General features: G+C 49.5%; 17 protein-coding genes. 5 read left to right on the forward strand and 12 right to left on the reverse strand.

Translation table 11 applies throughout. The features are described 5' to 3' along the window. Nucleotides 1-7: 7 nt before the first annotated feature. Nucleotides 8-736: an arginine ABC transporter ATP-binding protein ArtP gene (gene artP / locus HMPREF3091_RS15865; RefSeq protein WP_070716974.1), complete on the reverse strand. Its 729-nt coding sequence runs from the start codon at nt 734-736 to the stop codon at nt 8-10. 232 nt (nt 737-968) lie between these two features. Next, nucleotides 969-1,886 (reverse strand): LysR substrate-binding domain-containing protein, encoded by a 918-nt coding sequence (locus tag HMPREF3091_RS15870; RefSeq protein WP_070716976.1) that lies wholly within the window; start codon nt 1,884-1,886, stop codon nt 969-971. Between the two features lie 105 nt (nt 1,887-1,991). On the opposite strand from HMPREF3091_RS15870, the gene HMPREF3091_RS15875 reads away from it, so the two are divergent. Together HMPREF3091_RS15875 and HMPREF3091_RS15880 are read left to right on the forward strand one after the other, a co-directional pair. Further along, nucleotides 1,992-2,606 (forward strand): FMN-dependent NADH-azoreductase, encoded by a 615-nt coding sequence (locus HMPREF3091_RS15875; protein ID WP_070716978.1) that lies wholly within the window; start codon nt 1,992-1,994, stop codon nt 2,604-2,606. Nucleotides 2,607-2,629: 23 nt separating this feature from the next. Then, nucleotides 2,630-3,001, forward strand: a complete 372-nt coding sequence (locus tag HMPREF3091_RS15880) for a helix-turn-helix domain-containing protein (protein WP_070716981.1) — start codon at nt 2,630-2,632, stop codon at nt 2,999-3,001. A gap of 35 nt (nt 3,002-3,036) precedes the next feature. Here the strand turns inward: HMPREF3091_RS15880 and HMPREF3091_RS15885 are convergent, their stop codons facing one another. Beyond that, a complete protein-coding gene (locus HMPREF3091_RS15885) occupies nt 3,037-3,357 on the reverse strand; it encodes a heavy metal-binding domain-containing protein (RefSeq protein WP_004095847.1) in 321 nt (106 codons plus the stop codon). Nucleotides 3,358-3,397: 40 nt separating this feature from the next. Between HMPREF3091_RS15885 and HMPREF3091_RS15890 the strand changes: the two genes are divergently transcribed. Then, nucleotides 3,398-4,255, forward strand: a complete 858-nt coding sequence (locus tag HMPREF3091_RS15890) for an N-acetylmuramoyl-L-alanine amidase (protein WP_070716984.1) — start codon at nt 3,398-3,400, stop codon at nt 4,253-4,255. Here the strand turns inward: HMPREF3091_RS15890 and HMPREF3091_RS15895 are convergent. The 7 genes from HMPREF3091_RS15895 to HMPREF3091_RS15925 form a co-directional block, all read right to left on the reverse strand. After that, complete coding sequence (locus HMPREF3091_RS15895; protein ID WP_004095843.1) at nt 4,249-5,268, reverse strand: NAD-dependent epimerase/dehydratase family protein; 1,020 nt, start codon at nt 5,266-5,268, stop codon at nt 4,249-4,251. The genes HMPREF3091_RS15890 and HMPREF3091_RS15895 overlap by 7 nt on opposite strands. A gap of 419 nt (nt 5,269-5,687) precedes the next feature. Beyond that, nucleotides 5,688-7,133, reverse strand: a complete 1,446-nt coding sequence (locus HMPREF3091_RS15900; protein WP_070716987.1) for a DUF2867 domain-containing protein — start codon at nt 7,131-7,133, stop codon at nt 5,688-5,690. A 111-nt stretch (nt 7,134-7,244) separates the two neighbouring features. Further along, a complete protein-coding gene (ltaE, locus tag HMPREF3091_RS15905) occupies nt 7,245-8,297 on the reverse strand; it encodes a low-specificity L-threonine aldolase (RefSeq protein ID WP_035504053.1) in 1,053 nt (350 codons plus the stop codon). Nucleotides 8,298-8,610: 313 nt separating this feature from the next. Then, nucleotides 8,611-10,332, reverse strand: coding sequence for a ubiquinone-dependent pyruvate dehydrogenase (poxB, locus tag HMPREF3091_RS15910; protein ID WP_070716989.1), 1,722 nt, complete (start codon nt 10,330-10,332; stop codon nt 8,611-8,613). A gap of 262 nt (nt 10,333-10,594) precedes the next feature. After that, complete coding sequence (hcr, locus tag HMPREF3091_RS15915) at nt 10,595-11,596, reverse strand: NADH oxidoreductase (RefSeq protein ID WP_210403568.1); 1,002 nt, start codon at nt 11,594-11,596, stop codon at nt 10,595-10,597. A gap of 67 nt (nt 11,597-11,663) precedes the next feature. Further along, on the reverse strand, nt 11,664-13,316 hold the full coding sequence (gene hcp / locus HMPREF3091_RS15920; RefSeq protein WP_070716995.1) for a hydroxylamine reductase: 1,653 nt from the start codon (nt 13,314-13,316) through the stop codon (nt 11,664-11,666). 212 nt (nt 13,317-13,528) lie between these two features. After that, nucleotides 13,529-14,428, reverse strand: coding sequence for a LysO family transporter (locus tag HMPREF3091_RS15925; protein WP_070716998.1), 900 nt, complete (start codon nt 14,426-14,428; stop codon nt 13,529-13,531). A 223-nt stretch (nt 14,429-14,651) separates the two neighbouring features. Here HMPREF3091_RS15925 and HMPREF3091_RS15930 point away from each other — a divergent pair, with 223 nt between their 5' ends. Beyond that, nucleotides 14,652-16,322, forward strand: a complete 1,671-nt coding sequence (locus HMPREF3091_RS15930) for an ATP-dependent endonuclease (RefSeq protein WP_004095826.1) — start codon at nt 14,652-14,654, stop codon at nt 16,320-16,322. A 71-nt stretch (nt 16,323-16,393) separates the two neighbouring features. Here the strand turns inward: HMPREF3091_RS15930 and HMPREF3091_RS15935 are convergent, their stop codons facing one another. Together HMPREF3091_RS15935 and cspD are read right to left on the reverse strand one after the other, a co-directional pair. Continuing rightward, nucleotides 16,394-17,344: a VirK/YbjX family protein gene (locus tag HMPREF3091_RS15935; RefSeq protein ID WP_070716999.1), complete on the reverse strand. Its 951-nt coding sequence runs from the start codon at nt 17,342-17,344 to the stop codon at nt 16,394-16,396. A gap of 385 nt (nt 17,345-17,729) precedes the next feature. Then, nucleotides 17,730-17,951: a cold shock-like protein CspD gene (gene cspD / locus HMPREF3091_RS15940; RefSeq protein WP_004095823.1), complete on the reverse strand. Its 222-nt coding sequence runs from the start codon at nt 17,949-17,951 to the stop codon at nt 17,730-17,732. A gap of 585 nt (nt 17,952-18,536) precedes the next feature. Between cspD and clpS the strand changes: the two genes are divergently transcribed. Then, complete coding sequence (gene clpS / locus HMPREF3091_RS15945; protein ID WP_004095820.1) at nt 18,537-18,860, forward strand: ATP-dependent Clp protease adapter ClpS; 324 nt, start codon at nt 18,537-18,539, stop codon at nt 18,858-18,860. Nucleotide 18,861 lies beyond the last annotated feature (1 nt).

Below are 18,861 nucleotides of genomic sequence, written 5' to 3' on the forward strand. Positions count from 1 at the left end.
CTAACAATTAATGAGACAGATAACCGGCAAACGCTTCGGTTTGCGGGTGGGCAAAATGACTTGCGTCACCGTGCTCGATAACGCGGCCTTGCTCCATATACACGACGCGGCTGGCGGTTTTGCGCGCCACTTCCACTTCGTGGGTAACGATAACCTGTGTAATCCCCGTTTCTGACAGTTCGCGGATAATGCTGACAATCTGAGCGGTGATTTCAGGATCGAGCGCCGCCGTTGGCTCATCGAACAGTAATACCTGTGGTTCCATCATCAACGCACGAGCAATCGCCACACGCTGCTGCTGTCCGCCAGAAAGGTGTAGCGGAAAACGATCAACGTAATCAGTCAAACGTAGACGTTGAAGTAATTTCTGCGCACGTTCTACGGCCTGCGCCTTACTCAGCCCTAACACTTTGCAGGGGGCTTCAATCAGGTTTTGCATCACGGTGAGATGCGGCCACAGATTGTATTGCTGGAATACCATTCCAACGTTACGACGTAGTTCGCGGATCTCTTTTTCGCCTGGCGTCTGGCTAAAATCGAATTTGTTACCGGCAATAGAAAGTTGGCCGGAACGTGGCATTTCTAGCAGGTTTAAAACCCGCAGCAGAGAACTCTTCCCCGCGCCGCTCGGCCCCAGTAAAACCAAGGTTTCGCCCGAAGGGCATTCCAGAGTGATGTCGAACAGCGCTTGATGTGCGCCGTAAAAGCAGTTAATGCCGTTTATTTGAATACTCATGCGCGTTTACTGAATAGCCATTGATGATGCAAATGTTAACTTCCACAGAATACTTATGCAATCATTGTGCGTTAAAATTTATTACCGCACCTCTTAATCGCTTAAGATTAGCACAATATCACCTTTTTATTGGAAAACTGGAAGATTTGGTGAGTCTCGACTAACTGGCAAAAGAAAAATGCATACCGAGTGAATGAATTTGTGTTGGTAAGTGGTTTCCTGCGTGATTATTTTATGCTTTTTGCATAAAGCGCAGCTCATTGAGCGACTGACTGAGATAATCCATGAATGTTTTGAAGAGCAGGGTCTGGCCGCGCTTTGACTCATATACCGCATGGATTGAATGGGGCTCGCTAGTCCACTCCGGTAAGATGTGCACAAGCTTTCCAGCGGTAATCGCATCCGCACAGGCGATCCTGGGCAGGCAGGTGATGCCAATTCCCGCGATGGCGGCATGAATAACGGCGCGCATATTGTTAGTGATGAGGCAGGGCGTGACATTGAGAGTCACTTTCTCTTTATGCAAATTGATTAACCGCCACTGACGGTTATTATCGTCGCTCTTTTTGATTATTGTTGCATGTCTCTGCAAATCAGCTATCTGATTCGGTAATCCGTAATGGTCGATATAGCTTGGACTACACACCAGTATCTGATGATCGATACTCAGTGGTTTAAGGTGAAGGCTTGAGTTGCGCAAAGGAAGCGGCTCGGGACGAATCGCAATATCGATGCCCTCGGCGGTTAGATCGACCTCATGATTAATTGCCAGTAGCTCAATTTCAACCTCAGGGTATTTTTGAATAAATCGGCACACGATGGGGGCCATGAACTCTTCCGTCATCATAACCGGCGCTGCAATTCTGAGTCTGCCACTGGGGTAGGCGAGGGCGTTACTGACCAGATCTTCGGCAATTTGCGCCTGCTGTACCGTTAAGCGGCACTGCTCGGCAAATTTTACCCCAATATCCGTGACGTTAAATCTGCGCGTTGAACGCTGCAAAAGACGAACGCCGAGAGCTTCCTCTAGCGCAGCGATACGACGGCTAAGCAGGGATTTAGACACACCCAGCGCCTTAGCCGCGGAGGTGTAGCTCTGATGGTCAACGGCGTAGACGAAATAGAGCATGTCGTTCAGATCGCACTTCATTTTTATTGTCTCGTTTTTGCAACAATGTTTCCGAAAATTAGAGATTTCGCGGTTTAATTGCAACCATTAATCTAGCAGCAATGAAAATACTTCTCAGGAAACCCCATGAAACTGCTGCATATCGATTCAAGCCCATTGACCAACAACTCCACTTCGCGCGTGCTGAGCGCGGCGATAGTTACTCAGCTACAGGCGACTTACGATATTCAATCGGTCATCTATCGTGATGTCGGTTTAACTCCGCCACCCCACTTGACCGAGGCTGTATTTAACGCAATGCGCGATGGCGTTGAAACATGTGCGCCTGACGTTCGCCAAGCGGTTGAGGAGGCGAATCAGGCGATTGAAGAGCTGAAAATGTGTGACGTGCTGGTGATCGGTGCGCCAATGTTTAATCACTCAATCGTCACTAACCTCAAAAGCTGGATTGACCAAGTGTGTCAGGCTGGAAAAACCTTTGCTTTCTCCTCCGCTGGCGCGCTTGGGCTGATTAGCGATAAGCCGGTATTTATTGCTTCAACGCGCGGTGGTATTTACGCCGATGATGTGCACCGCGCGATGGACTTTCAGGAACCCTATCTGGTTTCAGCTCTGTCACTGATGGGACTGAAAAACGTCAAAATCATTCGAGCCGAGGGCGTGGATAAAACGGCTCCGGGGCGCGCGGCGGCTGAGCAGGCAGCGTTGCAGATGATTAAGACTCAGGTCTTTATCGAATAATTCCGGGAAATGAGGACGTTATTTTGACAACGCAACAATACGATCATCTCGTTGTGACCGATCTGGTTGACTGGATTGAAAAGCATATTGACGACAAATTACTGATCGATGATGTTTCGCGCCAGTCGGGTTATTCCAAATGGCATATTCAGCGCAAATTTAAAGCGGTGACAGGAAAAACCATTGCCAGCTACATCCGTAATCGCAAACTGACTCGCGCGGCTCTGGCGCTGCGTAAAACGAATCGCCGCGTTTTGGATATCGCGCTCTCTTGCGGTTTTGACAACCAGCAGACATTTACTCGGATGTTCCGTAAGAGATTTGGTGTCGCTCCGGGAGGATACCGTTTGCAAAGCAGTAAGGCTGAATATGGTCTCAGCCTAAAGCGAAGCTAGAGATATTTTAGGCTGAGAGTATAAGAGGGTGCTTGTTACTTCACCTTAACGGCGGTTCCGCTTACGCTAACCATCAGCATACTGCCATCTTTTCCTACCGTTTCGTAGTCGATATCTATGCCGACTACGGCATTAGCGCCGAGTGATTTTGCCTGATCGTTCATTTCGGAAAAGGCGATTTCACGCGCTTTGCGTAATTCTTTCTCGTAAGCCCCTGAGCGGCCACCCACAATATCGCGAATACCTGCGAAGAAATCTTTGAAAATATTCGCCCCCAGAATGGCTTCACCCGTGACAACTCCACAGTAGTCAACGATAGTAAGGCCTTCGAGGGTTGGCGTTGTGCTATTACGCATGAGATAGTCCTTTTTAATATTAAAGCTCGGAGTTTAAGACATGCGAAAACGGATTGGGTTCGCTGCAATCGCGATATTGTTGGCGACAGGTTTGGTGGGATGCCAACGTACACCGGCACAGCATGATTTAATCGACCGCGGTACCTATTTAGTGGAAGACCGCCATCAGGCGCAGGGTGTGGATGAGAGGATCCGTTTCTTGGTTTTACACTACACGGCTGAAGATTTTCATTCGTCGCTAAAAACGTTAACCGATGAGCACGTTAGCGCACATTATCTAGTACCGGCTCGGCCGCCGCAAAACAACGGCAAGTATGTGGTGTGGCAGCTGGTGCCGGAGTCTCAACGGGCGTGGCATGCGGGTGCCAGCGCATGGCGTGGGCGTAGTAATCTGAATGATACGTCGATTGGAATTGAGATCGAAAACAAAGGCTACCAGCAGGGGATGCTGGAACGTATTTGGTTACCCTATACCGAGCAACAAACGGAGCTGGTTATCGCGTTGAGCAAAGACATTGTGCAACGCTATGGTATTGCACCGCAAAACGTTGTGGGGCATATGGATATTGCGCCACAGCGAAAACTCGATCCAGGGCCATTATTCCCATGGCAGACGCTTGCCGAACAGGGGGTTGGCGCATGGCCGGATCGCACTACGGTGACACGCTATCTCGCGGGGCGTGCAAAAGAGGCGCCGGTTGATGTGTTGACGCTGCAAAAGAAGCTTGCGGCCTACGGCTATGACATTGTGCCAAACGGAATAAACGATACGACGTCGCGTAACGTCATTGCTGCGTTCCAAATGCATTTCAGACCGGCTGATTTCCGCGGTATTCCTGATGCAGAAACGGAAGCGATCGCCGATGCGTTACTTGAAAAATATGGCAGTACTCAATGACGATCGCGGTTTTGTAAACGTCCGTGATCCTTAAGCCAGTGCGCGGTACGAATAATTCCTTCATCAATCGATACCACCGGATGATAGCCTAATTCAAGCTGCGCTCGTGAGGTGTCGAGGGTCATGTCGAAATTGAGTTTCGCTACGCCATAATGGGTAAGCGCGGGTTCTTTGGGACTGTTGGCCCCGATTTTTTCCATTCCTCGAGCCATCATGTCGAGCATTGGGTAGGGGATCGAGCGGATTTTGCATTTGACGCCCAGCTCATCGATCAGATGTTGTAGCAATGTGCGTAAATGGCGTGGCTGGTGGTTGGAGATATTGAACGTGCGCCCTGACGGCGTGGTTTCAATCTGTGTGGCTAGCCACATGGCATGAACCGCGTTTTCTTCGTAGGTCATATCGACTAACGCATCACCACCGCGTGGCAGCAACAACGTTCCATGGCGGCGCATCGCGTTTAACAAACGCGGCAGCAGCACTTTATCGTGTGGGCCAAAGAGCCCCTGCGGACGCAGAATCGTGAAATGGGTTTGTGGGTTCGAGAGCGCCAGATTTTGAATGACTTCCTCACCCGCGGCTTTGCTGCGAGCGTAATAATTCGCGTAGCGATTCGGCACAAACTCCTCTTTGATATCGCGATGGTGGCGATAGTCAAAGTAAACCGCAGGGGAGGAGATGTGGATAAAGTTACGAACACCATAAGCGGCGGCCCATTCCCCCAACCGACGCGTCGAACGAACGTTGGCTTTTTCGAACAGCTCTTCTGAACCCCATGGGGAGGTGAAGCCTTCGCAGTGCCAAAGTGTATCAACATCATTCAGCATTGCTTTTGCCTGTGATGACACCAGATTGGTTAGATCGGCATGAATGAATTCAGCGCCCATTTTCTTTAATAGGTCACCCATTGCCTGATTTTGCCCAGTCGCGCGAACGCTAATCCCTTTATGACGTAAATATTCAACCGCATTACGTCCGAGACCGCTTGTTGCACCGGTCACCAATACTTTCATAACTTTTCCGAATCCGCAGTGTGCCTAGGCCTGTATTTACAACATAGCCTGATAGGCGATTTGTGGCCGAATATCCTCAGCCAGTTTATTCATGAGCCTTATCCCCTTGATAGCTAGAGCCGCATTGTCGTTGGCTATGCTCGCGGATCCGAATCACTGATCGGCATCAGTTCCTCAAATGCACTCGCTTACCCGCTAAAGTACAGCGCCTATCTCGGGGATAAAAAAACATCCTAAGTGACTAGTTTGACTGCTACTAGCAACAAGGGTGCCATTCTTCCGTGAAATTAGCTCACATGCAATCAGATTACGGACAGAGAGCGTAACAAATGTTTAGTTGCTCACACGGTATACGCTCCATTGTAGAAGTTACCGCTGCGATTGTTCAATTGTGCAAGACATCTTTAAGCGAGCCTTAGCTATCCTTGCTTATTTTCACGATCGTAGGCTTCAGCCAGTTTAGCGATTTTTTTGCTCATGCCGCGGAAGATAAAGAGATGCGCTGGCATCATCGCAAACCAATAAAGTAGGCCGCTGAAACCTGCTGGGTGCCACCATGCACGGACATCAAGAACACGTTTTTCGCCCTTGTCTTCGATGGTGAATGTGAGTCTCCCCAAGCCAGGCGCTTTCATACCAAACATCATCGCTAATTGGCGTAGTGGCTTGACGGTGATCACTTTCCAACCGTCTACCAGATCGCCAAGTTCTAGCGAATTACGATCGGGGCGACCATAGACGACTTTATTGCCAATCACATCGTCCATTCTGGCGCGAATAGCCCACAAGATGTTCGCGTAGAAATATCCCTCTTTGCCGCCGATTTGCTGAACAACATGCCATAGCGCTTCAGGCGAAGCACTGGTTTCTTGCTCATATCCAGCGTGTTTAGGGTAGAAACCATAGCCGGGGCGCCAGCGTTCACGGGCTTCTGGATCGTAGCCCCAGTCTGCAGAGTTTACGACTTCGGCTTCTTTGTTCAATGTGTCTTGAACCGCTTGATCGAAATTGATCAGGTGCTGTGGGATGAGCCGCTCTATTGCGGTGCTGTGTGCTGGAAGATCGTGTTTAAGTCCTTCAATCAGCGCTCGTGAAATGGTGGTGGGTACCGAGGTGATCATGTTAAGAAAATAAACGGAAATAAACCGTGTTGGGATCGGTAAGGGGATCATCCAGCGCTTTTTACCGCTTAGGGCAATAAAACGCTCAAACATGGTCTGGTAGCTGATGTATTCCGGCCCTGCGACATCATAGACACGGTTGCCAATGGCGGGATGCTTCAGTAATTCGGTGAGATAGACCAGCAGATTATCCAAAGCGATAGGTGATGATTTTGAGCGAACCCAGCGCGGAGGCGTCAAAATCGGAAGGTTATAAACCATATCGCGCATGACTTCAAAAGCCGCAGAGCCAGGCCCGATGATAATGCTAGCGCGTAGCTCTGTGACGGGAATTCCGCTGGCGCGTAATGCGTCGCCGGTCTCTTTGCGGGCGATCAAATGGCGTGAGGAGTCACCGTCAGGCTGAAGTGCGCCGAGAAAAATGACCTGTTTCACACCGGAATCACGTAACGCTGCGCAGGTGTTCTTTGCGGCATTAATCTCACCCGTGACGAAGTCATGACCGTCACCCATGCCATGGACAAGGTAGTAAACCACGTCAATATCAGCGACGGCGGCGGGGAGTGTTTCTGGTTTATGCAGATCAACGTATTGGCACTCTACACGCGGCCAAGCTTGTTCGCGTAGCCAATCGATTCTACGCGCGGCGGCTCTGACGGTGTGGCCTTGTTCGATAAGTTTGGGAATTAGGTGTTGTCCGATATAGCCGCTGGCACCCAATACCAGAATCCTTTGTGGGGTCATAATTAACCTAAGCAGATGAATGTGTTTTTAATTATTTTAGGTGTTTGTACTTGAAGTATTTAGAACATTTAGGCATCTCCGCATGAGCCGAGATGCCTGATACCACGGATATTAGCCGTAAATAGCGCGGGTTGCCGTGGTTGAGGTCTGAGTATTGATCGACTGCTTAAATTCTTTCCACAATGCGACCAACTGCTCTAAATCGGTTCGAGAGACATCAAGATGCGTCACGATACGAGTGACGGCGCCAGCGCTCATTAATACGCCGCGTTCTTTCATCCATCCTCCCAGTTGCGCAGCTTCATGAGCAGGAACCTTTAAGAACAGCATATTGGTTTGGGCTCCTGGAGCCATGACTTCTACACCAATCGCGCTTAACTCATTGGCTAACCATTGTGCGTTTTCATGATCTTCGCGCAGGCGTTCAACGTTGTTAAGCAGTGCGTAGCGAGCGGCTTCAGCCAAAATACCCGCCTGACGCATGCCACCGCCTACCATCTTACGCCAGCGACGCGCCTGTTTGATATAGGCGGCGCTGCCGCACAGCAGCGAGCCAATCGGTGCCCCGAGTCCTTTGGATAAGCAAATCGTCAAGGTATCGCAATACTGGGTGAGAGTCGAAAGAGGTACATCTAATGCAACGGCGGCATTCATGATACGTGCGCCATCAACATGCAGCGCCAAACCTTTTTCTCGCGTAAACGCCCACGCTTGTTCCAGATAGCTCAGCGGCAATACTTTGCCGTTATGGGTATTCTCAATGCACAGCAGTTTAGTTCGGGCAAAATGCACGTCGTCGGGTTTGATGACGCTGGCGACCACATCTAACGGCAACGTGCCATCGGAGGCCGCATCAATGGGCTGGGGTTGAATGCTGCCGAGAACCGCTGCACCACCTGCTTCAAACAGGTAGTTATGCGCTTTTTGGCCAACGATGTACTCCTCACCGCGTTGGCAGTGCGTTAGCAGAGCCACGAGGTTTGCCTGCGTTCCCGTTGGCAAAAACAGCGCCGCCTCTTTGCCACTGAGTTCAGCGGCCTCTTGCTCGAGCAAATTTACGCTGGGATCGTCGCCATACACATCGTCGCCAACATCGGCGCGTGACATGGCTAAACGCATTTCTTCACTAGGGCGGGTTACGGTATCACTACGAAGATCAATCACGCACAACTCCTTAATTCCCGGTTTTGCACTGGCTAATGCTTGGCTTCAACGTGGGGGTGATTTTAAATAGAATGTTTATATACCCTAAACCATTCGAGTTGCATTGAGGCCGCCAGTGGGCGCAGCCAACTAACAGGCAACGTGAAGTATGACGGGTATAAACTAAGTTCTTTGTAACATGAGGGTTAGCAGAGTCAAAATTGAAAATTGCGGATATCGAACGATTTGCGGCGATGACCGCAATTCAGATGAAATTACGGCGCAGAATTTCTGCGCCGTGTTAGATCGCTCGAAGAGAGGGATACGGTAAGGTTTAGCGTAACCAGTTAGTTTTGGCCAGCTCGACCACTTCGTCTCCTCGACCATTGATTATCGCCCTCAGCATATAAAGACTGAAGCCTTTGGCCTGTTCAAACTTGATCTGTGGCGGCATCGCCAGCTCTTGTTTTGCCGTCACGACGTCGACCACGACAGGGCCGTCGTGAGCGAAGGCTTCGGCAAGCGCGCTGTTTAATTCAGACGCTTTTTCTACGCGTATCCCCTTGATGCCTGCCGCATTGGCAATGGCGGCAAAATCAGGGTTATGCAGATCGGTACCGTCGGTGAGGTAGCCCCCAGCTTTCATTTCCATGGCAACAAAACCGAGCACGCTGTTGTTAAAAATAACTATTTTAACCGGTAGCTTTTGCTGAGCCAGCGTTAAGAAATCGCCCATTAGCATGGTAAAACCGCCGTCGCCACACAGGGCAATCACTTGACGATCGGGGAAACTTCCCTGCGCGCCAATCGCCTGCGGCATGGCGTTTGCCATCGAGCCGTGGTTAAACGAGCCTAACAGACGGCGCTTACCGTTCATTTTCAGATAACGGGCAGCCCAAACGGTTGGCGTTCCGACGTCACAGGTAAATACTGCATCGTCGCTCGCCAGTTCGCTGATTTGCTGAGCAAGGTATTGAGGGTGGATAGGCTGATCGTCATTGGCAGAGGCTAATGCATCAAGATCTTTACGCGCTTTGTGATAGTGCTCGAGAGCCTGATCGAGGAACTGGCGATCGCTACGGGTGTCAAGCTTAGGCAAAAGTGCCTGTAACGTCGATTTGACGTCGCCCACCAGCGGTAAATTGACTGCGCAGTGGGAGCCAATGCTGGCTGCATTAATATCTACCTGCACGATGGTGGCATCGGTTGGATAAAATGCGCGGTAGGGGAACTGAGTGCCAAGAAGCACTAGCGTATCGGCGTTCATCATGGCGTGATAGCCGGAGGAAAAACCAATCAAACCGGTCATGCCGACGTCATAAGGATTGTCCCATTCGACGTGCTCTTTTCCTCGAAGCGCGTGAACAATTGGCGCTTTTATCTTTTCAGCAAACTGAATTAATTCGTCGTGGGCTCCCTCGCAACCACTACCGCACAGCAGCGTGATTTTTTTTCCACTGTCCAGAATAGCTTTGAAAGCATCTAGCTCACTTTCCTGTGGCAAAACGCGAGGAAGCAGCGGCGTGTGCCAAACCGGATTGGCATCTTCTGGCGCAGGGCGCAGCGCGACGTCTCCGGGTAATACGATAACTGAAACGCCTTTCTTTAAAATGGCCTGACGCATGGCTACTTCGAGAGCCTGCGGCAGCTGTTCGGGATTCGAAATCAATTCGCAATAATGGCTGCATTCCCGAAACAATTCTTGCGGATGGGTTTCCTGAAAATAACCGCTGCCGATTTCACTGGAGGGGATGTGGGCTGCGATTGCGAGTACCGGAACGTGATTGCGATGACAGTCGAATAACCCGTTAATGAGATGAAGATTACCTGGGCCACACGAACCTGCGCAGACGGCTAACTGCCCCGTGAGTTGTGCTTCAGCGCCCGCAGCGAAAGCGGCGACTTCTTCGTGGCGGGTTCCTATCCAGCGGATGGTTCCCATTCTTAATAGACTGTCGCTGAGGCCGTTTAAGGAGTCGCCCGTGACGCCCCAAATACGTTTTACTCCAGCTTGGTCGAGGGTTTTTGCTACTAGGGTTGCAACAGTTTGCTTCATGAACACCTCCCTTGAATCAATCAGGTAGCCTGCACACGACCACATTGGGTACGCAGGCGAAAGTCACGGCTCTGTCGGCAATGCCTGAGCATTGTCTATCCTTTCTAAGACTACTCTATTTTGTATTATAAATATTATAGAAATGTTATGCCAATGACATATTTCTGAAAGATATTGAAGAAGGTGCGACGTAGGCTCAAACGCTGCCAACCAGTGGCCGCCACCTATTTACCACAGGTGACGGCATGAGGCTGAGGCGGGATTAGGCAATCACGATGTCACCGTTGAGCTGGCAGGAACAAGCTAAAACATAACCTTGAGCGATTTCATCTGGCGTTAGCGTCATGGTGCTGGTGGTGGTGTAATCGCCGCTTAGAATGCGGGTTTTACAGCATCCACAGACGCCTGCTCGGCATGCGGCCTGAATGGGCAGTTTATTTTGCTCCATGGCAAACAGCAATGTTGCTCCCACTGGCGCGTGGTAAGTGTGCAGCGGAGTGTTTGTGGTGAGTTTGAGCATATTGCCATTTTCATCATTATCAGCAATAACCTGAAATTGCTCTTGATGGAAACGTTCGGCGGGGACGCCAAGATCTTGCGAAAGCTGTTTCACCGCTTTCATGTACGGTGCAGGTCCACAGGTCATGACAGTGCGAGTGGCGATATCAGGGCAAAGCTGCTCGAGAATTTCGCGCGTAATGCGACCACTGAGGAATGCTTCCGTGGCATCGCTTTCGGCCATCAGCGTGAGATTGAGCTGGGAATAATGGGCCGAGAGGGCACGCCATTCATCGGCAAAAATCACATCACGCGGGGTACGTACGTTAAAAATGACCTGCACGTTAGTCTCTGGACGATTTGCTAGCAGCCAGCGAGTCATTGACATAATCGGTGTTACGCCACAGCCAGCCGCCAGCATGAGATAGCGATCGGAAGGCGCATTGGCGCAGGTGAATTCACCTTGTGCATCAGACAACCATAGCTGTTGCCCTGGATGGACTTCCTGCGTAAGCCAACGTGATCCTTCACCATCGGGCAGGCAGCGTACGCTCAGCGTAATAAACTGGCTCTGGCCTGGCGAGGAGGAGAGCGTGTAGGCTCGCAGCGTCTCTTCGCTATTACGAATACTCACCAGTGCATATTGCCCTGGGTGGTAGCGGTAAAAATCATGGCAGATGAGAGAGATTGTCCAGACGTCCGGCGTTTCCTGATGAATGGAATGCACCTGCATCTGATTGGGGCAGAGGGGAGTTGGCATTGTCATCATATGTTCTCAATTCGAAAGCCGCAGACCTTGCGGGCTGCGGCTTATAGGGTGACATCGAGTGCGATTACGCGCCCAGAATTTCGCTCATATCGGCTTCAACCGTAGAGATAGAACGCATACCGAATTTTTCATTCAGAATGGCGAGCAGGTTATCGGTTAGGAAGCCCGGAGCGGTTGGGCCGGTGTAGATATTTTTCACGCCTAATGACAGCAGAGTCAGCAGGATCACGATAGCTTTCTGTTCGAACCAAGAAAGCACCAAACTCAATGGTAAATCGTTCACCCCGCAACCCAGCGTCTCAGCCAGTTTTACGGCCAGCATGATGGCACCATAGGCATCGTTGCACTGACCGACATCCAGCAGACGAGGCAATCCTTCCAGCGTACCGAAGTCCAGTTTGTTGAAGCGATATTTGCCGCAGGCCAGCGTCAGAATCAGACAGTCTTGTGGAACTGCGCGTGCAAAGTCGGTGAAATAGCTACGTTCAGCACGGCTACCGTCGCAGCCGCCCACTAGAAATACATGACGCAATTTCTTCTGCGAGACGAGATCGATGACGGTATCTGCTGCGTTCAACAAGGTCTGGCGGCCAAAACCAACGGTGATCATGTGCTCAATTTCATTGTACGGGAAACCTTCACAAACCTGAGCTTGAGCAACGATCTGGCTGAAGTCATCACCTTCTAAATGGCGAGCGCCAGGCCAGCCAACGATGCTACGAGTCCAGATGCGGTCAGTGTAATTACCAACATTGGGGTCGATGATACAGTTAGACGTCATCAGAATTGGGCCAGGGAATTTGGCAAACTCGGTTTGCTGATTCTGCCAACCACTGCCGTAGTTACCGACCAGATGCTTGAATTTTTTCAGCTCAGGATAGCCGTGTGCCGGCAGCATTTCACCGTGGGTATAGACGTTCACGCCGGTACCTTCGGTTTGCTCCAGCAGCATACGCAGATCTTTCAAATCATGACCGGAAATCAGAATCGCTTTACCGGCGACAGGGCGAACGTTCACGGAGCTTGGCGTTGGATGGCCGTAAGCGTCGGTTTCACCCTTATCCAAAATGGCCATCACGTTGAAGTTCATTTTACCAATGCCCATTGCATTATTGAGCAAGGTATCGACATCGCGCGGCTGAGTACCTAACCACGCCATATAATGATGGAATTCAGCATAAATATCGTCGCTGTATTGACCCAGAACGTGAGCATGCTCCATGTAAGCGGCAGCGCCTTTCAGGCCATAGAGGTTCAGCATACGTAGGCCGTGAACGTCATCGCCGATTTCTGCTTTATCGTTATTCAGGGCGAATTCTTCGGCTTGTTTACGCAGCGTGGCTAGATCGGAACCTGCTAACTGCAAATCAGCAAGCGGATGATCGACCTGTGCATTTGCGTCAACGGCGCGACAGGCCACCATCAGTGCATCACGCATTTCTAATGCTTCACGTGCGTAGCCCACGATGCGTTCGGAATCGAAGTTAACGTTGGTTAGCGTGGAGAAAAAAGCGCGAGGCACAAAGCTGTCGATGTTGTGGTCGATAATACCCAGCTCACGCGCTTTCAGTGCCCATGCAGACAGGCCTTGCAAAGCGGCAACCAGTAAATCTTGTAGGTCAGACGTTTCGGCAGTTTTACCGCACATACCTTGAGCGAAAGAACAGCCATTACCCGCAGGGGTTCGGATGGTTTGTTCACATTGGACACAGTACATTCTGAGCTTCCTTTTAAAGTTGCATTTATTATGCTTGTTTAAAGGGTAGACCTGTCTCTCGCGGTAAAAAAGGAATTTTTGATGCAACTTTATCTTTGTTTGATATAGCGCAAGTTAAGCTGTAACTGAGAATTATTCAGGTGATGAATACTAAAACGTTTGAGGTATGTCATGGGGTTATCACCCCATGACATCAGTAGGATCTTCAGCTATCAGGAGGAGAAAATTGCCATCAATACAGGGGCGATGAGGCTTAAGGCAAAGCCATGCACGATCGCGGCCGGAACCAATTCTAGACCGCCGCTGCGTTGCAGAACGGGGAGCGTGAAGTCCATTGACGTTGCGCCACACAGCCCCAGCGCAGAGGAGCGGCTACGCTGCACTAACGTTGGAATCATCATAATGGCGAACAGCTCACGCGCCAAATCATTGAAGAAGGCGGCGCTGCCGATCACCGGGCCGAAAGCATCGGTCATCATGATCCCCGAGAGTGAGTACCAGCCATATGCTGATGCGATGGCTAAGCCGGTTTTTATTGGTAATCCCAGCAGCAAAGCGGCGATAGCTCCGCCGACTAGCGCGCTCACGCACACCAACACGGCGATAATCATACCGCGTCGATTTAAGAGAATTTGTTTGAGTGACATACCGCTATTGCGTAGCTGTAAGCCTACCAGCAGCAGTAGGAATATCAGCGCATATTCGCTGCCGTGTGAAGCATAGCTGAGCCATGTCCATTGGGTCAGACCGAGCGCAAAACCGCCCACCACAACGCCGCACAGCTTGAGCGATTCAAGCGCCATATGAAGACGTGAAGGCAACTCTTCCTGTTTATGTAGTACGACCCACGGGCGTTTTTTTTCTAATAGCAATAATGCAATAAGGTTGGCAACGATGATGCAAATAAAGAATACCGAAGCATACTGAAAAATAAGCCACAGGTTTTCGCTGAGGTTATCCAGAAAGGCGAGGCTGATGCCCATAAAAAACAGAATGACGTAAACCATCCAACTGAGTAGACGATTAATTAATACCACTAAGCTCTTTTGGCGTAGAGGGATCAGGTAGCCGAGCAGAAGCGGCACCAAGATAATGAGCAGTCCCGAATACATGAATAACCTAGATTGTAATGATGAGTGGCAATACGCTACCCAAAAGGTTTTGGTGAGTAAAGAGCAACAGAGGAATTGATAAATCAAGCGGAATGGTTTGGCGTTTTAATCTTCACGAGGTGAATTAGCAGAACAAAATCGGGGATGGATCGGCAGTGAGTGCTTGACCAGACAGCATTTTTTTCTCATTCTCAGATGAATGAATCCGTAAGGGAGAGAACTGATGTATCTAGAACGGATCGAGATTGTCGGGTTTAGAGGAATAAACCGTCTGTCTTTAACACTGGACGAAAACACCGTTCTGATCGGTGAAAACGCATGGGGTAAATCCAGTTTGTTGGATGCGTTGACCCTTTGTCTGTCACCGAATACCGACCTCTATCATTTTGAACCTCAAGATTTCTACTTTCCTCCCGGCGATGAAGCGGCCAAAGAGCGTTACCTGCAAATCATCTTTGTTTTCTGTGAATCAGACGTTGGGCACCATAACGCGCCACGGTATCGGCCTCTTTCTTCTCTTTGGCAGGATGGAAACGATCGTTTTCAACGCATCTATTTCCGCCAAGAAGGGGAGCTTTGCGACGATGGCACAGTATGTACCTGGCGTTCGTTTTTAGATGAAAAGGGCGAGCCGCTAAAACTGCATCATGTTGATAAACTGGCACGGGAAATTGTGCGTTTGCATCCGGTTTTACGCCTACGTGATGCGCGCTTTATCCGCCGCTTGCGTCCGACCGTCATTGCGCAAAATCGGGTGCCCGATCAAAGTGAGGTTGCGCAGCAGCTAGATGATTTGACGCGCGAGTTGGTGCGTAATCCGCAAAAGCTGAGCAATAGTGAACTGCGGCAGGGGCTGAATGCCATGCAGCAACTGCTGGAGCACTATTTCGCTGAACAGGGGCAGCAGCTCACCAATTCACGTCGTCGCCGTCACCACAGCGATGAGGTTCATGGACGTCAGGCATGGCGTTCGTTGGAAAATATGAATCAGATGATTGCGGAGTCGGGCAGCCGCAATATGCGCCTGATCTTGCTTGGGCTTTTTTCGACATTATTGCAGGCTAAAGGTGCAATTACGCTCGATCCTCATGCTCGACCACTTTTACTGGTAGAAGACCCTGAAACACGTCTGCATCCGATCATGCTCTCCGTGGCATGGGGATTACTGAATCAACTGCCACTGCAAAAAATTACCACGACTAATTCTGGTGAATTGTTGTCTCTGATGCCCGTAGAGCGCGTATGTCGATTGGTTCGTCAGTCTAATAAAGTGGCGACTTACCGGATTGGGCCGCAAGGAATGTCGCCAGAAGATAGCCGGCGTATTGCGTTTCATATTCGGTTTAATCGCGCCTCATCACTTTTTGCCCGTTGTTGGCTACTGGTCGAAGGAGAGACTGAGGTTTGGCTTTTGAACGAATTGGCGAGGCAGTGCGGCTATCATTTCGAAACGGAAGGTATCAAGGTTATCGAGTTTGCCCAGTGTGGTATTCGTCCCTTGGTTAAGTTTGCTCGCCATATGGGGCTGGAATGGCATGTGCTGGTCGACGGCGATGATGCCGGCCGCAAATATGCCGCAACGGTGAGAGCGCTGGTGGAACACGCCAGAGATAACGAACGCGATCGCCTTACTGCATTACCTGCGCCGGACATGGAGCACTATATGTATCGCGAAGGTTTTGCATCGGTTTATCACGATATCGCTGGATTGCCCCCGAATGTACCTCTGTCGATGAGAAAGGTTATTACTAAAGCAATTCACCGCTCCTCCAAGCCAGATTTGGCGATCTCTGTTGCCGCACAGGCGGAAGCCTGGGGGACGGATTCCGTGCCTGCATTGATTAAAGGGATGTTTTCACGCGTGTTATGGCTGGCGCGAGGCAAGGCGGAATAGCGAGTGGCGATCGCTTCTTAGCCGCTATTCCCAAGTAAGAATCGCGGCTAAGAAGGCTTTAATCGGCAGTATTATCGTCCTAGGGCAACACGCGCTGAAGACTCAAGGGTATCCAGCAGTTGATAGCGACGGCGATATTCTGCACGTTTTTTGCTGGCAATTTCTTCCAAAGACTTACGTGCAATGGTCATTGGCAAGCGGAAATAGCCTTCCGCTGTAGGCTCTGCGCCGATAGACAACCAAAAACCATCGTAATCTGACATCATTTTACGGCTTTTCTTTTTGTTATAACGCCAGTTTTTATAAATATGAGTCTCGTTGCCCACGGCGAGTATTTGCTCACAGCCTACGGTATGGGCAAATAGGCATAGCGCCTGCATCAACAGCCGTTTAGGAAATAAACCGTGACACCCTTTGGTGGCGGTTTGAATTAGCTCATGTGGAACCGATTGTTTTGGTCCCTGCAGCCCCCCAATGAATAGCGTCTTTTTCCCTGAATGCATCAACAAGGTAAACGTACATTCTGACAGCATTACCCCCTCTGCCGTATAAAATAATAGCGAAAGTTCGCCTTCTTTATTAAGGCTATCAATAGGACTGATACCGATTCGGTACAGTTGCTCATTTTTACCCTCTATTTCACAGAGATAATAAGGTTGAGCTCGATATATTTTCCGCAAAACGCTGTTCGGCAACGCCTCATCCAACATTTGGTAGTGTTCACCAATTGCTTTAACGGCATCTCGACGCTTGAAGTGGACGTTGAGATAAGGGTGGTGCAGCTTGCAAGGCAGACGGGGTTGCGTTAACAGCACGTCTTGGCAAGAAGGGATAGCCGCAATGTTGTCGAGCAGTTTCATCGTGGCTATCGGCGCTAAAAGCGTTCTCAGAACAAATTTAGTCCTATAGTTTCTCGCATGCCAAAGACGACCAGGTCTTAACTCTCCTTTTGCAAGAGAATTAAAGAGCTGAAAACCCGTCGCGGATTTATCTGCTGTGCGTTCGACGCTGATTTGAGACATGTGATATACCTGATAGAACGTGGCTGTTTTAATTTCTATCGAGTAGTTAAGCAGATTGAGTATCAACGTTAATTAAATCATGTAAGCCACTGACGATATTAAAAACAACAATTTCATTTCTGTTGATGCTTTATTTAATTTTATTTTGAATTAAGATATTAAATAGGATTTTGGTTTAATTATTAGCGAGATAATTTTTAGGTCGCTTGTTATGAGGTTTCACCTTTCGCGTATACACCACGATTGTCATCACTTCCCCTTGAAAATGGCAAAACAGCCACTACCTATCTAAGGAATCGGGGATAACGACAGATAAGCTTAAGTATTAATGCCAGCATAGACACTGGCATAGGTATGGATACGACGCTAAGTTCGAGATAAAGGGTTAGGCCGTCATCTCTGACTCGATTGGAACAATGGTGTTGGCATGGTTACCTTTAGGCCCTTCTTGCACATTAAATTGCACCTGCTGACCCGCTTTTAGTGTGCGGTAACCTTCCATCTGAATTGAGGAATAGTGGGCAAAAATATCTTCGCCCCCCTTCAGAGGACATATAAAGCCAAAACCTTTGGCGTTATTGAACCATTTAACAGTACCCGTCTCCATGCTTATACAACCCTCGCCATGCGGTTATAAGCGTTTTGCGCGATGGCTCAGATTATCATCGGCAAGACGCTCTATTTATGAGATAAGATTGAAGCCCTCTGTCGCTCAGCTATAGGCACACAAGGGTGTGAAAACAGCGGTTTGCGTTTGAGGGCAGATACAAGATGTGTTCTTAAAATGTTCTTGAGTCTCACTCGCCGCTGGCAGTGGAGAACAGTTTAGGAACAGACCCTACGGGCACCGAAAAGATCTGTAAACTCATCGGGTAAGCCGTAAGTTTGCAACAGATACTCGTCGGTCGAAATGGCAACGATTTGTACAAATCGCCACCAGATTACGAATTTACACTTTAGTGTAAGCCGCTAGTTCGTCAAGCAATGGCTATTTTTAGCACAGTGTCATGTGATGAAAGTTTGAAGCAGCTAACGCTATTTATACGAATTGGGTGAAAATTAATCACTTGATGCGACGCAAATAACACAACTGTGAGGATTTGTGTCACAGTTAAGAAACAGGTAAGAAATACATGGGATCATGCGAGGTGTTGGGTCTATCGCGTGAGAGTCAACAGAGAGTGAGCAGGACATGGCAAACCAAAACGACTGGCTAAATTTCGAACAATTAGCCGATAGCAAACAAATCGATGAGGTAAAACCGCCGTCAATGTATAAAGTTATACTTAACAATGACGACTACACTCCGATGGAATTTGTGATTGACGTCCTGCAAAAGTTTTTTTCATATGATATTGAACGTGCAACGCAGTTGATGCTTACTGTGCATTATAAAGGAAAAGCGATTTGCGGTGTTTTTACCGCTGAGGTGGCGGAAACAAAAGTCGCACACGTCAATCGTTATGCACGGGAGAACGAGCATCCACTGTTGTGTACGTTAGAAAAGGCCGGTTAAT

The organism is Hafnia sp. HMSC23F03, assembly GCF_001816025.1.
Lineage (GTDB): Bacteria > Pseudomonadota > Gammaproteobacteria > Enterobacterales > Enterobacteriaceae > Hafnia > Hafnia paralvei.

What these genes read in the sequence shown, in the direction of transcription:
- HMPREF3091_RS15890 (WP_070716984.1), top strand. Translation starts at nt 3,398, where the DNA reads ATGCGAAAACGGATTGGGTTCGCTGCAATCGCGATATTGTTGGCGACA.
- hcr (WP_210403568.1), bottom strand. Translation starts at nt 11,596, where the DNA reads ATGACAATGCCAACTCCCCTCTGCCCCAATCAGATGCAGGTGCATTCC.
- cspD (WP_004095823.1), bottom strand. Translation starts at nt 17,951, where the DNA reads ATGGAGACGGGTACTGTTAAATGGTTCAATAACGCCAAAGGTTTTGGC.
- HMPREF3091_RS15935 (WP_070716999.1), bottom strand. Translation starts at nt 17,344, where the DNA reads ATGTCTCAAATCAGCGTCGAACGCACAGCAGATAAATCCGCGACGGGT.
- hcp (WP_070716995.1), bottom strand. Translation starts at nt 13,316, where the DNA reads ATGTACTGTGTCCAATGTGAACAAACCATCCGAACCCCTGCGGGTAAT.
- HMPREF3091_RS15900 (WP_070716987.1), bottom strand. Translation starts at nt 7,133, where the DNA reads ATGACCCCACAAAGGATTCTGGTATTGGGTGCCAGCGGCTATATCGGA.
- poxB (WP_070716989.1), bottom strand. Translation starts at nt 10,332, where the DNA reads ATGAAGCAAACTGTTGCAACCCTAGTAGCAAAAACCCTCGACCAAGCT.
- HMPREF3091_RS15895 (WP_004095843.1), bottom strand. Translation starts at nt 5,268, where the DNA reads ATGAAAGTATTGGTGACCGGTGCAACAAGCGGTCTCGGACGTAATGCG.
- clpS (WP_004095820.1), top strand. Translation starts at nt 18,537, where the DNA reads ATGGCAAACCAAAACGACTGGCTAAATTTCGAACAATTAGCCGATAGC.
- HMPREF3091_RS15925 (WP_070716998.1), bottom strand. Translation starts at nt 14,428, where the DNA reads ATGTATTCGGGACTGCTCATTATCTTGGTGCCGCTTCTGCTCGGCTAC.
- HMPREF3091_RS15930 (WP_004095826.1), top strand. Translation starts at nt 14,652, where the DNA reads ATGTATCTAGAACGGATCGAGATTGTCGGGTTTAGAGGAATAAACCGT.
- HMPREF3091_RS15870 (WP_070716976.1), bottom strand. Translation starts at nt 1,886, where the DNA reads ATGAAGTGCGATCTGAACGACATGCTCTATTTCGTCTACGCCGTTGAC.
- HMPREF3091_RS15885 (WP_004095847.1), bottom strand. Translation starts at nt 3,357, where the DNA reads ATGCGTAATAGCACAACGCCAACCCTCGAAGGCCTTACTATCGTTGAC.
- artP (WP_070716974.1), bottom strand. Translation starts at nt 736, where the DNA reads ATGAGTATTCAAATAAACGGCATTAACTGCTTTTACGGCGCACATCAA.
- HMPREF3091_RS15875 (WP_070716978.1), top strand. Translation starts at nt 1,992, where the DNA reads ATGAAACTGCTGCATATCGATTCAAGCCCATTGACCAACAACTCCACT.